General features: G+C 72.7%; 11 protein-coding genes. 5 read left to right on the top strand and 6 right to left on the bottom strand.

Translation table 11 applies throughout. The features are described from left to right. Positions 1-63 precede the first annotated feature (63 nt). Complete coding sequence (locus tag JGS39_RS11120; RefSeq protein WP_219568674.1) at positions 64-1,557, top strand: APC family permease; 1,494 nt, start codon at positions 64-66, stop codon at positions 1,555-1,557. 1 nt (position 1,558) lies between these two features. After that, a complete protein-coding gene (locus JGS39_RS11115) occupies positions 1,559-1,981 on the top strand; it encodes a universal stress protein (RefSeq protein WP_219568673.1) in 423 nt (140 codons plus the stop codon). Positions 1,982-2,036: 55 nt separating this feature from the next. Here JGS39_RS11115 and JGS39_RS11110 read toward each other — a convergent pair whose 3' ends face one another. Further along, complete coding sequence (locus JGS39_RS11110) at positions 2,037-2,627, bottom strand: acyl-CoA-like ligand-binding transcription factor (RefSeq protein ID WP_219568672.1); 591 nt, start codon at positions 2,625-2,627, stop codon at positions 2,037-2,039. Positions 2,628-2,831: 204 nt separating this feature from the next. On the opposite strand from JGS39_RS11110, the gene JGS39_RS11105 reads away from it, so the two are divergent. Further along, entirely contained in the window at positions 2,832-3,623 is a 792-nt protein-coding gene (locus JGS39_RS11105) for a putative protein N(5)-glutamine methyltransferase (protein WP_219568671.1), read from the top strand. Between the two features lie 49 nt (positions 3,624-3,672). On the opposite strand, the gene JGS39_RS11100 is transcribed toward JGS39_RS11105, so the two are convergent. Further along, a complete protein-coding gene (locus JGS39_RS11100; protein WP_219568670.1) occupies positions 3,673-4,188 on the bottom strand; it encodes a pyridoxamine 5'-phosphate oxidase family protein in 516 nt (171 codons plus the stop codon). 136 nt (positions 4,189-4,324) lie between these two features. Between JGS39_RS11100 and JGS39_RS11095 the strand changes: the two genes are divergently transcribed. After that, positions 4,325-7,315, top strand: coding sequence for a bifunctional [glutamine synthetase] adenylyltransferase/[glutamine synthetase]-adenylyl-L-tyrosine phosphorylase (locus JGS39_RS11095; RefSeq protein ID WP_219568669.1), 2,991 nt, complete (start codon positions 4,325-4,327; stop codon positions 7,313-7,315). A gap of 73 nt (positions 7,316-7,388) precedes the next feature. Here JGS39_RS11095 and JGS39_RS11090 read toward each other — a convergent pair whose 3' ends face one another. The 3 genes from JGS39_RS11090 to JGS39_RS11080 form a co-directional block, all read right to left on the bottom strand. Next, positions 7,389-8,108, bottom strand: coding sequence for a TetR/AcrR family transcriptional regulator (locus JGS39_RS11090; RefSeq protein ID WP_219568668.1), 720 nt, complete (start codon positions 8,106-8,108; stop codon positions 7,389-7,391). Beyond that, positions 8,105-8,914, bottom strand: coding sequence for a sugar phosphate isomerase/epimerase family protein (locus JGS39_RS11085; protein ID WP_219568691.1), 810 nt, complete (start codon positions 8,912-8,914; stop codon positions 8,105-8,107). Before JGS39_RS11085 ends, JGS39_RS11090 begins: the two co-directional genes overlap by 4 nt. A 107-nt stretch (positions 8,915-9,021) precedes the next feature. After that, complete coding sequence (locus tag JGS39_RS11080) at positions 9,022-9,972, bottom strand: Ppx/GppA family phosphatase (protein WP_219568667.1); 951 nt, start codon at positions 9,970-9,972, stop codon at positions 9,022-9,024. 84 nt (positions 9,973-10,056) lie between these two features. Between JGS39_RS11080 and JGS39_RS11075 the strand changes: the two genes are divergently transcribed. Then, positions 10,057-10,896: a DUF3109 family protein gene (locus JGS39_RS11075; RefSeq protein WP_219568666.1), complete on the top strand. Its 840-nt coding sequence runs from the start codon at positions 10,057-10,059 to the stop codon at positions 10,894-10,896. A gap of 70 nt (positions 10,897-10,966) precedes the next feature. Here the strand turns inward: JGS39_RS11075 and JGS39_RS11070 are convergent. Next, the coding region (locus JGS39_RS11070) for a hypothetical protein (RefSeq protein ID WP_219568665.1) at positions 10,967-12,388 on the bottom strand (1,422 nt) is incomplete at its 5' end.

The following is a 12,388-nucleotide window of genomic DNA, read 5'->3' as shown; positions in this document are numbered from 1 at the left end:
TCTCAATAGCATGAAAAAGGCCCATTCTGCTTCCTCCGCGGGCCCGTGACGTAGCGAGGGAACATGGCAAAGGAACTGGCCGAGCCAGCACCGCCGGCGACTCTGAAGGCCAACGCGATCGGTTTCGTCGACGCGCTCGTCATCGGGCTGAACGCCACCTCCCCGGCCTACTCCGTGGCGGCCGTCATCGGGCCGATCGTCGCGCTCGTCGGCATCTACGCACCCGGAGTGCTCTTCGCCTCCTTCGTGCCGATGCTCTTCATCGCCTCGGCGTTCTACTACCTGAACAAGGTCGATCAGGACTGCGGGACGACGTTCTCCTGGGTGACCCGCGCGATGGGGCCGTGGACCGGGTGGCTGGGGGGATGGGCCATCACGATGACCGGCGTGCTCGTCGTGGGGTCCCTCGCGGACGTCGCCGTCAGCTTCGGCCTGCTGGCCGTCGGACTCGACAGCTGGGCCGACAACACCTTCGTGCGCCAGCTGCTCACCGTGATCCTCATCCTGGTGATGACGGGTCTGTGCGTCATCGGTACCGAGCTGTCGGCCAAGGTGCAGAACGTGCTGATCCTGGCGCAGGTGGCCTTCCTCATCGTCTTCGTGATCGTCGCGCTGTACCGCGTCTACGCGGGCACGACATCGTTCGACTCCATCCATCCCTCGGCCCAGTGGCTCAACCCGTTCGGGGCGGGCGGTGCGGCTCTCACCAGCGGCCTGCTGCTGGGCGTGTTCATCTACTGGGGCTGGGAGTCCGCAGTCAACCTCACCGAGGAGGTCGAGGACTCCGCGACCGCCCCCGGCAAGGCGGGTGTGTGGTCGACCGTCATCCTGCTGGTGACGTACCTGTCCGTCGGCTTCGCGGTCGTCGCGTTCGCCGGAACGGCGTACCTGGCCGAGAACGCGGACGAGGAGGAGTTCATCTTCGCCCTGCTCGCCCGCGAGGTCATGGGCGGCTGGGACTGGATCGTGCTGCTCGCGGTCGCGACGTCCGCGCTCGCCTCGACCCAGACCACCATCATTCCCGCCTCCCGCACCGCGCTGTCGATGGCCCGCAGACACGCGCTGCCGGCGCACTTCGCCCGTATCAACCCGCGGTTCCGGACACCTGACGTGAGCACCTGGTGGGTGGCCGCCATCGCCATCGCCTGGTATCTCGTCGTCAACCAGATCAGCGAGAACGCCCTGTTCGACTCACTGACGGCGCTGTCCCTGCTGATCGCCTTCTACTACGCCCTGACCGGAGTGGCCTGCGCGGTGTACTACCGCCACCATCTGACCGCGAGCGTACGGAGCTTCCTGCTCATCGGCCTCGGCCCGGTGGTCGGGGCCGGCCTGCTGACCTGGCTGCTCGTGCGGTCCGTCATCGACATGTCGGACCCCGCGAACTCCTACAGCGGCACCTCGTGGTTCGGTCTCGGCCCGCCCCTCGTCATCGGTATCTGCATCAGCCTGATCGGTGTGGTGCTCATGGTGGTGTGGCGCTTCCGATCGCCCCTCTTCTGGGCCGAGCACCGCGGTGTGGTCGACCCCCGCCTCGTGGACGGCAAGGAGTCCTGACATGTCCGTGGTCCTCGGCTACGACGAGTCTCCCGGTGCGGCACGCGCTCTGCGCATCGCGATCGAGGTGGCGTCCGCCTACGGTGAGCCGCTCGTCCTGGTCTACGGGGCGGCGCCGCCCGGCCCGGCCGGCGAGGAGTACCGGGCTCACTACGAAGCCGTCCGGCAGGCAGGCCGTTCGGGCCTGGAACGCGCGCTCGCGGCCGCCGACGAGGCAGGTGTGCCGGCCACCGTCGAGGTGATCGACCGGAGTCCGGCGCAGGCCCTGATCGAGGCCGCCGCACGTCACGAGGCCCGGGTCATCGTGGTGGGCAGCTGGGGCGAGAGCCCGATCCGCGGGGCGCTGCTCGGCTCCACCCCGCACAAGCTCCTCCACCTGTCGACCGTGCCGGTGCTCTGTGTGCCGACGGAGACGGAGGCCTGACGCCCGCGGGCGGGCATGTGCCCGTACCCACGCCGGGCATGCCCGTCCGCGGGCCTCAGGCGAAGCCCCGGCCCATCTCGTCCAGGATCTCGTCGATCACCTCGATCGGCTCCCGGGCCAGGTCCTCCTCGATCCACAGGCGCATCGCGATCCGCAGCGAGGACAGGAACGCCGCAGCGAGGACCAGAGGGCGGACCGGCTCCGGCGAGAGGGACGGGCGGGCGGCCACGGCCTCGGCCAAGTCGCGTTCCAGGGCCGCGTGGTTGGCGAGCTGTCGGGCCAGGAGGGACGGGTGGCGCATGGCGAGACGGGTCCGGACGGCCCATTCGCGTTCCGGCGGTGCGACGCGCTCGGCGAACTGCGTCATGGCCGCCCGTAGCGCCGTCCAGGCAGCCTCCTCGGCGGGACGTTCGCGGGCGGCCCTGACGAGCTCCCTGGTCTGCTGCTCCTCGCCGTGGAGCAGGGCGTCCTCCTTGCCGGCGAAGTAGTTGGAGAACGTTCTGCGGGAGATCCCGGCGGCATCCGCCACGGCCTCCACCGTGAGCTGGTCGAAGCCGTGCTCGACGGTCAGCCGCAAGGCCGCTTCGTGCACGGCCTGCCGGGTGGCTTCCTTCTTGCGTTCCCGTAGTCCCACAGCGCGCTCCATGACTGCCATTATCCGTGGCCGGAGCACGCGGGCGGGGCCGCGCTGAGGTAGTGTTTCGCATCCCCGCACGGGGACGTAGCGAAGGAGGTGGGACCCATTACCGCTGTATCAGGCTGGGTGCTCGCCTCACACGATCGCGTGGTCGACCGGACGTAACCGGCCGCGGAGCACCCATCGGCGTTTTCCCGAAAGGCTCTCCGCTCCATGCCGCTCCCGTTGTCACCGCTCGCCCTCTCCTCCCTCGTCACCACCCTCCGCTCCGCCGGCTGCGTCTTCGCCGAGGACGAGGCGGACCTGATCGCCGCCACCGCGGCCGGTCCCGCCGAACTCACGGCCATGGTGGAACGGCGCGTCGCCGGGCACCCTCTCGAACACGTCCTCGGCTGGGCCGAGTTCAGCGGTCTGCGCATCGCCGTGGACCCCGGTGTCTTCGTCCCCCGCCGCCGCACCGAGTTCCTGATCCGCCAGGCCGCCGAACTGGCCCCGAACCCGGCCGTCGTGGTCGACCTCTGCTGCGGTTCGGGTGCGCTCGGCGCCGCGCTCGCCGCCGCGCTGGAGAGGGTCGAGCTGCACGCCGCCGACGTCGAACCCGCCGCCGTCCGCTGTGCCCGGCGCAACGTCGGCGAGCTGGGCCGGGTCTACGAGGGCGACCTCTTCGCCCCCCTGCCCGGCTCCCTGCACGGGCGCGTCGACGTGCTTCTCGCCAACGTGCCGTACGTACCGACGGGCGATGTCGCCCTGCTGCCCGTCGAGGCGCGCGTCCACGAACCCCTCGTCGCCCTCGACGGAGGCGGCGACGGCCTCGACGTGATGCGGCGGGTGGCCGCCGAGGCACCGCGGTGGCTCGCCCCGGGCGGCAGTCTGCTCGTCGAGACGAGCGAACGCCAGGCGGCACGGGCCGAGGAAGTCCTCGCCGGCAGCGGGCTCGTCCCGCGTGTGGTCAGCTCCGACGAGTGGTACGCCACCGTCGTCATCGGCACACTGCCGACCGGCTGAGCCGGCACCCCGAACGGGCCCGTACACCGGGCCCGTTCGGGTCGCCCCCTCAGACGAAGCGCCACCGGGTCTGCGTGAACGGGTCTCCCTTGCCGAAGCCGAACACCGTCCGCGGGGACACCGCGAAGACCTCGGCCCGGTTGCCCTGCGCGCCGGCGAACGCGCCGTCCGCCACGTCGAAGTGCCAGTCCGTGCCGTACTTCGCCTCCCACGCCTCCGCCAGCCGGCCCAGCCTGCCGTCGTCGGTCACCCGCTCCGCCCGGCCCTCGACCACCACGTCGAGCCCATCCGACCAGGAATTGCTCCCGGTCGTCAGGACGACCTCGTCGTTGGCCGCCAGGTTGCGGGCCTTGCGTTCCTCGGCGCCCGTACAGAAATGCAGCGCGCCCTCCCACCAGAGACCGATCAGCGGAGTGACGTGCGGGCGGCCGTCGGGGCGGACCGTGCTCAGCCAGTACAGCTCGGCCTCGGACAGCAGCCGCCGGGCGCCGGCCCAGGGGCCGGGCACCGCGCCGGGGCTGCTGTAACGGGGGTCCAGCTCGGCGACGGGTTCGGATGCGGACATGGTCGGTCCTCCTGGTCGGGTCCTGAAAGCGATCCTGATCTCTGAGTACGGACTGCGCACCCGCTCCACATTCATCGGTGCGGGACTAGGCTCGTAGAGCTGGAAGGTGAATCGGGCGGCGAGCAGGAGAGCGCGGATGACGACGTTGCCGGGGCGCAGGAGCAGTACGTTCACCCGACTGCTGCGGCACGGTTTCACCGATCCGTCCGCCGCCGAGCAGCTGCTGGACCTGCCGGAATTCTCCTCCGTACGCTCCGACCCGGTCCTCCTCGACGCCCTCGGGGCCACCGCCGACCCGGATCTGGCGCTGCGCGGGGTCGTCCGGCTCGTCGAGGCCGAGGAGGCCGACGAGCGGCAGATCCTGCTGGACACCCTCGTCACCGCCAAGCCCCTGCGGGACCGGCTCCTCGGGGTGCTCGGGGCGTCCGAGGCGCTCGGTGACCACCTGGCACGGCACCCGCGCGACTGGCAGGCCCTCGTCACGTACGAGGCGACCGATCTGCACCCCGGGGTCCCCGAGTTCGAAGGCGAGCTGGCCGGGGCCGTCGACCCGGACTCGCTGCGCGTCGCCTACCGCCGGTGCCTGCTGTCGATAGCGGCACGCGATGTGTGCGGTACGACGGATGTCGCCGAGGCCGCCGCCGAGCTGGCCGACCTGGCCACCGCGACGCTCCGGGCCGCGCTCGCCATCGCCCGTACGGCCACGCCCGCCGACGCCGCGCAGTGCAGGATCGCCGTCATCGCGATGGGCAAGTGCGGCGGCCACGAGCTGAACTACGTCTCCGACGTCGACGTCATCTTCGTGGCGGAGCCCGCCGACGGCGCCGAGGAGAGCGCGGCGATGCAGGCCGCCACCCGGCTGGCCGCGCACATGATGCGGATCTGCTCCGACCAGACCGCCGAGGGCACCATCTGGCCCGTCGACGCCAACCTCCGGCCCGAAGGCCGCAACGGGCCCCTGGTGCGCACGCTCAGCTCGCACCTCGCCTACTACCAGCGCTGGGCCAAGACGTGGGAGTTCCAGGCGCTCCTCAAGGCCCGCCCGGTGGCCGGTGACCCCGAGCTGGGCACCGAGTACGTCGAGGCCGTCTCGCCGCTCGTCTGGCAGGCCGCGGACCGGGAGAACTTCGTCCCCGACGTGCAGAAGATGCGCCGACGGGTCATCGACACCATCCCCGCCGACCGGGTCGACCGCGAGATCAAGCTCGGTCCCGGCGGACTGCGGGACGTCGAGTTCGCCGTCCAGCTGCTCCAGCTCGTCCACGGCCGCAACGACCCCAGCCTGCGCAGCGGATCCACGCTGGAGGCCCTGGGCGCGCTCGCCCGGGGCGGATACGTGGGGCGGGTGGACGCCGCCCAGCTGGACGACGCCTACCGGTTCCTGCGCACGATGGAGCACCGCATCCAGCTCTACCGGCTGCGACGCACCCATCTCGTCCCGGTCGACGAGCCGGACCTGCGGCGGCTCGGGCGCTCCCTCGGCATGCGCACCGATCCCATCGCCGAGCTGAACCAGGCCTGGAGGCGGCACGCCTCCGTGGTGCGACGGCTGCACGAGAAGCTGTTCTACCGGCCGCTGCTCGACGCCGTCGCCCAGCTCGCCCCCGGCGAGTCCCGGCTCAGCGCGAAGGCCGCCGCCCACCGCCTCGTCGCTCTCGGCTACGAGGACCCGACGGACGCCCTGCGGCACCTGGAGGCGCTGTCCTCCGGGGTGTCGCGCAAGGCCGCCATCCAGCGCACGCTGCTGCCGGTGCTGCTCGGCTGGTTCGCCGACTCCGCCGATCCGGACGCCGGACTCCTCGGCTTCCGCAAGGTGTCCGACGCGCTCGGCAAGACCCCGTGGTACCTGCGCCTCCTGCGGGACGAGGGCGCGGCGGCCGAGAACCTCGCCCGGGTCCTGTCCGCCGGCCGCCTCGCCCCCGACCTGCTGCTGCGCGCCCCCGAGGCCGTGGCGCTCCTCGGCGACCCGCAGGGGCTGAAGCCCCGCAGCAGGGAGCACCTGGAACAGGAGGTGCTGGCCGCGGTGGGGCGCTCGGAGGACGCGGAGTCGGCGGTGGCGGTCGTGCGCGGGGTGCGGCGGCGCGAGCTGTTCCGTACGACGGCCGCGGACCTCATCGGCTCCTACGGCACCGAGGAGAGCCCCGCCGAGCCCGACCCCGGGGCCCTCGTGGACCGGGTCGGCAGCGCCGTCACCGATCTGAACGCCGTCACGATCGCCGGGGCGCTGCGCGCCGCCGTCCGCGCGGAGTGGGGCGACACCCTGCCCACCCGGTTCGCGGTGATCGGCATGGGCCGCTTCGGCGGCCACGAGCTCTCGTACGGCTCCGACGCGGACGTCCTGTTCGTCCACGCGCCCCGCGAGGGCGTCGACGAGCAGGAGGCGAGCCGGGCCGCGAACCGGGTGGTCGCCGAGATGCGCCGGCTGCTCCAGCTGCCCACCGCCGACCCGCCGCTGCTCATCGACGCGGATCTGCGCCCCGAGGGCAAGAGCGGGCCGCTGGTACGGACCCTGAAGTCGTACGAGGCGTACTACCGGCGCTGGTCGCTGGTCTGGGAGAGCCAGGCGCTGCTGCGCGCCCAGCCGATGGCGGGCGACATCGACCTGGGCCGCGACTTCATCGAGCTCATCGACCCGCTGAGGTACCCCGTGGAGGGGCTCGGGGAGGACGCGGTCCGGGAGATCCGGCGGCTGAAGGCCCGGATGGAGTCCGAGCGGATGCCGCGTGGTGCGGACGCGACCCTCCACACGAAGCTGGGCCGGGGTGGGCTGAGCGACGTGGAGTGGACGGTCCAGCTGATGCAGATGCAGCACGGCTGGGCCGAGCCCGGGCTGCGGACCACCCGGACGAGGGAGGCGCTGGCCGCGGCGTGCGCGGCGGAGCTGATCTCCGGCGAGGACGCGCAGACGCTGGACGAGGCGTGGGTCCTGGCGACCCGGGTCCGCAACGCGGTGATGCTGGTGCGGGGGAGGCCCTCGGACACGTTCCCGTCCGGGCCGCGGGAGCTGACCGCGGTGGGGCGGTATCTGGGGTACGAGCCCGGGCATGTCGGGGACATGCTGGACGACTACCGGCGCACTACGCGCAGGGCGCGGGCGGTGGTGGATGAGCGGTTCTACGGGGGGTGAGGGGGCGGAGCCCGTTCCGGGGCCGCGGTGCGGGTGCGCGGGGGCTTCGGGGCTCCGCCCCGGGCCCCGCTCCTCAATCGCCGGAGGGGCTTGGATGGCCCGGGCCGTCCGGATCGGTGGAGGGGCTTGAATGGCCCGGGCCGTCCGGATCGGTGGAGGGGCTGGGGCTTGAGTTGTCCGTCAGGTAGTGCTGCAGGGTGGGGGCCACCATCGCGATGATCTTTTCCGGGTCCGCCGATGCCAGGGGCTCCGCCCTGAGCACGTACCGCAGCATCGCGATGCCCACCATGTGCGAGGCCGCCAGTTCGGCGCGGAAGGTGGGGTCGGGTACGTCGAGCTGTTCCGCGATCCGTCCGAGCAGGCGGCTCAGGACGAAGCCGCGCAGGACGTTCGCCGCCGCCTCGTTGGTCAGGGCCGACCGCAGGACCGCCAGCAGCGGGGTCCTGGACGCCGGGTTCTCCCAGACCGCGATGAAGAAGCGGGCCAGCCGCTCCCCCAGGCCGTCCTTGTCGCTGCCCAGGATCGCCGGGACCACCAGGGCGGGCTCGAAGGAGAGCTCGATCGCGGCGGCGAAGACCTCGTCCTTCGTACCGAAGTAGTGATGGACCAGGGCGGCGTCCACGCCCGCCGCCTTCGCGATCCCGCGGACCGACGTCTTGTCGTAGCCGCGTTCGGCGAACTCCGTGCGGGCGGACTCCAGGATCCGGGTACGCGCGTCGGGACCCTCCGTCGCCGTGGTGCGGGCGGGACGGCCGCGGCGCCTGGGGCCCGGGGCTTCGGCGCCCGGGGTCACGGGCGCGGCACCTGCGCGGAGGAGGCGAGGTGCAGCCGGGTGAAGGCGAGCGCCTCGGCGAGGTCGGCCTCGCGTTCTGCGGTGGACATCGCGCGGCGCGTGTTGACCTCGATGACGACATGGCCGTCGAAGCCGGTACGGGCCAGCCGCTCCAGCAGTTCGGCACAGGGCTGGTCTCCCCGGCCCGGCACCAGGTGCTCGTCCTTGCCCGAGCCCTTGCCGTCGGTCAGGTGGACGTGGGCCAGCCGGTCGCCCATCCGGTCGACCATGGCCATGCCGTCCGTACGCGCCGTCGAGGTGTGCGACAGGTCGACCGTGAAGTGGCGGTAGTCGTCGTTGGTGACGTCCCAGTCGGGGGCGTACGCGAGCATCTCGCGGTCCCGGTAGCGCCACGGGTACATGTTCTCGACGGCGAACCGGACGTCGGTCTCGTCCGCCATCCGCCAGATCCCCGTGACGAAGTCACGGGCGTAATTGCGTTGCCAGCGGAACGGGGGGTGGACGACGACCGTCGACGCACCGAGCTTCTCCGCCGCGGCGCGCGCCCGCTGGAGCTTGACCCAGGGATCGGTGGACCAGACCCGCTGTGTGATCAGCAGGCAGGGGGCGTGAACGGCCAGGATCGGCACCTGGTGGTAGTCCGAGAGCCGGCGCAGGGCCTCGATGTCCTGGCTGACGGGGTCGGTCCAGACCATGACCTCGACGCCGTCGTATCCCAGGCGCGCGGCGATCTCGAAGGCCGTCGCCGTCGACTCCGGATAGACCGAGGCCGTCGACAGGGCGACCTTCGCATCCGGGATGCGCACCACTGGTTCTGCCACGCAGACAGCGTACGGGCAGCGGTGCGCGGCGCCGAGGGCGTCCGGCCGAAAGTGAGAAGGGCCATGAGGTGACACGCCCGGGGGCGGCCCCTTCAGTTGAGGGCCACGTCCTCGCTCGACGTCAGGTGGTCCAGGCGGCGCAGGATCACTCCTTCGCGCAGCGCCCAGGGGCAGATCTCCAGGTCCTCGACGCCCAGGAGGTCCATGGCGCCCTCCGCGACCAGCGCGCCCGCCAGCAGCTGGGCGGACCGTCCCTCGGAGACGCCGGGCAGGTTCCCGCGCTCCTCCACCGTCATCGCGGCCAGCTTCGGCACCCACTCCTCCAGGGCCTTGCGGCTGAGGGTGCGCTGCACGTACAGCCCTTCGGTGGAACGCGCGGCGCCCGCGATCCTCGCGAGCTGCTTGAAGGTCTTGGACGTGGCCACGACATGGTCGGGGCGGCCGAAGCGGGTGAACTCGCCGACACTGCGAGCGATCCGCGCCCGCACGTGGCGGCGCAGTTCCTTCACCTCCGCCGGGTCCGGCGGATCGCCGGCCAGCCAGCCGGCCGTGAGACGTCCGGCGCCCAGCGGCAGCGACACGGCCGCGTCGGGCTCCTCGTCGATGCCGTACGCGATCTCCAGCGAGCCGCCGCCGATGTCCAGGACCAGCAGCTTGCCCGCCGACCAGCCGAACCAGCGCCGCGCGGCGAGGAAGGTGAGGCGGGCCTCCTCCGTGCCGCTGAGGACGGCGAGGTCGACACCCGTCTCGTCGCGCACCCGGGCGAGCACCTTGTCGGCGTTGCTCGCCTCCCGCACCGCGGAGGTGGCGAACGCCAGCACGTCCTCGCAGCCCTTGTCCTCGGCGGCCTGGAGCGCACCGGCGATCGTCGTCACCAGCCGGTCCACGCCGAGCGGGCCGATCGCCCCGTCCGCCTCGAGGAGCTCGGCCAGGCGCAGCTCCGCCTTGTGCGAGTGCGCGGGCAGCGGGCGGGCGCCGGGGTGCGCGTCGACCACCAGCAGATGAACCGTGTTCGACCCCACGTCGAGGACTCCGAGTCTCATATGCAGAACGCTACTGCGGCTTCGGGCGGGGGTGGACCGGCGCACTGTCTCCGCCCATGCGCCCCGCGGTCTTACTCTGGGCGCGTGCCAAAGACGAAAAAGGCGAAGCCGGGCAAACTCACGAAGAAGCAGAAGACGAAGCAGGAGATGCAGCAGCCGCAGACAGACGGACCCCAGGGGTCCGACGAGACGGGAATCGACTTCGCGCGGGCGTGGGTGGAGTTCCCGGACCCCGCCGACGACGAGCAGGTCTTCCGCTGTGACCTGACCTGGCTCACGTCCAGGTGGACCTGCATCTTCGGCAGCGGCTGCCAGGGCATCCAGGCCGGCCGCGCGGACGACGGGTGCTGCACCCTGGGCGCCCACTTCTCGGACGAGGACGACGAGAAGCGGGTGGCCGGTCACGTCGCCCGGCTCACCCCGGACCTGTGGCAGTTCCACGACGTGGGCACGGAGTCGGGCTGGGTCCAGACCGATGACGACGGGGAGCGCCAGACGCGGCGCTGGGAGGGGTCCTGCATCTTCCAGAACCGTCCCGGCTTTGCCGCGGGAGCCGGCTGCTCCCTGCACATCCTGGCGCTGCGGGAGGGCAAGGAGCCCCTGGAGACCAAGCCGGACGTGTGCTGGCAGCTGCCGGTCCGGCGTACGTACGACTGGATCGACCGGCCCGACGACACGCGCATCCTCCAGGTGACGATCGGTGAGTACGACCGCCGGGGCTGGGGACCGGGCGGGCACGACCTGCACTGGTGGTGCACGTCGGCGACGTCGGCGCACGGTGCCGGGGAGCCGGTCTACGTGTCGTACCGGCCGGAGTTCACGGAGCTGATGGGCAAGCCGGCGTACGACCGGCTGGTCGAGCTGTGCGAGGAGCGGCTCTCCTCGCTGCTGCCGATGGCCCCCCACCCGGCGGACCCGGCTTAGCCCCCGGGGCTCCCCGGGCCCGTCAGTCCGCCCTCGGCGGGGTGCTCGGGCCCCCGCGTCCCCGGGCCCGTCAGTCCGCCCTCGGCGGGGTGCTCGGGCCCTTTCCCGGGTCCGACGGGGACGGGGACTCCGTCGTCGGGTCCGGGGACGGGCTCGGTGAGCCCGGGTCCGTCGGCGTCGGGGTGCCCGTCGGGTCGGGTGTCGGCGTGGGCGTCGGATCGGGGTCCGGTGAGGACGGCGACGGCTCCTGCGGAACGGGCGGGTGCGGGCGGACCGGGCCGCTCGGCAGGGGCGGCCGCGGTGCCGTGGTCGACGCCGGCCCGCCGTACCCGTGTATCGCCACGACCGACCCCGAGGGGGCGACGGCGATCCGTGCCGTCCAGTACCCGTCCGGTTCGCGCGCGTGGTCCACCAGGACGCGGACCGTGATGCTGTCGCCCGCCGCGAGCGTCCCCGAGGTGCTGCTCAGGCGCAGCCAGGACTGTCCCGTGCCGGCCGACCAGACGACCGGGCCGGCCTTCGACGCGGTGAGCGTGATCGTCGTCGTGCCGCCGGAGGACCGGGCCTCGACGGTGAGGCGGCCCGCCGCGGCCCCCGCGCCGTCCCCGTCCGGGTCCGTGCCCACGCTGATGACCTCGGCGGAGACGTCCGGGAGGCGGGCGCCGTCGGTGAAGCCGGGACCGGGCTCGGGGCGGGCGTTGCCCGCGTTCTCGTAGTGGCCGTACGGGTCGTCGCTCCCGCGGTCGTCGTCCGCCTCGGTCGCGGTGACCGCCGAACCGTCGCGCCCCTCGCCGGTGAGCGGCGCGCCCCGGTAGGCGGACCACAGGGCGATCACGGGGGCGGCGACGACCGTGGCGACGACCGTCGTCGTCATGACCCTGGACCGCATCCGGTCCCGGCGCGCGGCGTGGTCCTTCGGGTCCATCGGGTAGCCCGCCCGGTCGAACCGGGGAGTGGCGGACCGATTCTTCTGATGTTTCTGCGCGTACATCATCGCCACGTAGGCGGAGGGCCGCGGCGCCTCGACGACCGCCAGCGCGGCCACGGGCGTGACCGCGGCGCCCGGCCAGGGGCCCTGGGCGCCGGCCCGCTCGGCGGCACGGCGACAGCTCGGGCAGTCGTCCACATGCCGTACGAGCTCACGGCGCAGGGTGGCGGAGAGCAGCACACGATGGTCGCCGGTGAGCCGGCCGACCGCGGGGCAGTTGCCCTTCTCGACGACCGCGAGGGCGGCCCTCGTCCGTTCCACTTCGCAGGCGGCGGCGGCCAGGAGCTCCCGGGCCGTCGCGGGTTCCAGCCCGAGGACGGCGGCGACGGCGCGCGGGGCGAGGCGGTGTCGGACCGCGAGCTCCAGCGCCTCGCGCTGTTCGGGGGTGGTGCCCGCCGCCTCCGGCCAGGCGAGCCGGGCCAGCTCCCGGCGGTGCGCGTCGGCGGCCGCGGGGCTCTCCATGGGGACGGCGGAGGAGAGGGGTGCGGCGGGCACCACCCCCGA

This window comes from Streptomyces poriferorum, assembly GCF_019399235.1.
Lineage (GTDB): Bacteria > Actinomycetota > Actinomycetes > Streptomycetales > Streptomycetaceae > Streptomyces > Streptomyces poriferorum.
The sequence above is the reverse complement of the archived record's forward strand: the minus strand, read 5'-3'. Positions and strand labels throughout refer to the sequence as shown.

Bases quoted from the DNA above. Each gene is read 5' to 3' on its own strand.
- JGS39_RS11120 (WP_219568674.1), top strand. From the start codon at position 64: ATGGCAAAGGAACTGGCCGAGCCAGCACCGCCGGCGACTCTGAAGGCC.
- JGS39_RS11115 (WP_219568673.1), top strand. From the start codon at position 1,559: ATGTCCGTGGTCCTCGGCTACGACGAGTCTCCCGGTGCGGCACGCGCT.
- JGS39_RS11110 (WP_219568672.1), bottom strand. From the start codon at position 2,627: ATGGAGCGCGCTGTGGGACTACGGGAACGCAAGAAGGAAGCCACCCGG.
- JGS39_RS11105 (WP_219568671.1), top strand. From the start codon at position 2,832: ATGCCGCTCCCGTTGTCACCGCTCGCCCTCTCCTCCCTCGTCACCACC.
- JGS39_RS11100 (WP_219568670.1), bottom strand. From the start codon at position 4,188: ATGTCCGCATCCGAACCCGTCGCCGAGCTGGACCCCCGTTACAGCAGC.
- JGS39_RS11095 (WP_219568669.1), top strand. From the start codon at position 4,325: ATGACGACGTTGCCGGGGCGCAGGAGCAGTACGTTCACCCGACTGCTG.
- JGS39_RS11080 (WP_219568667.1), bottom strand. From the start codon at position 9,972: ATGAGACTCGGAGTCCTCGACGTGGGGTCGAACACGGTTCATCTGCTG.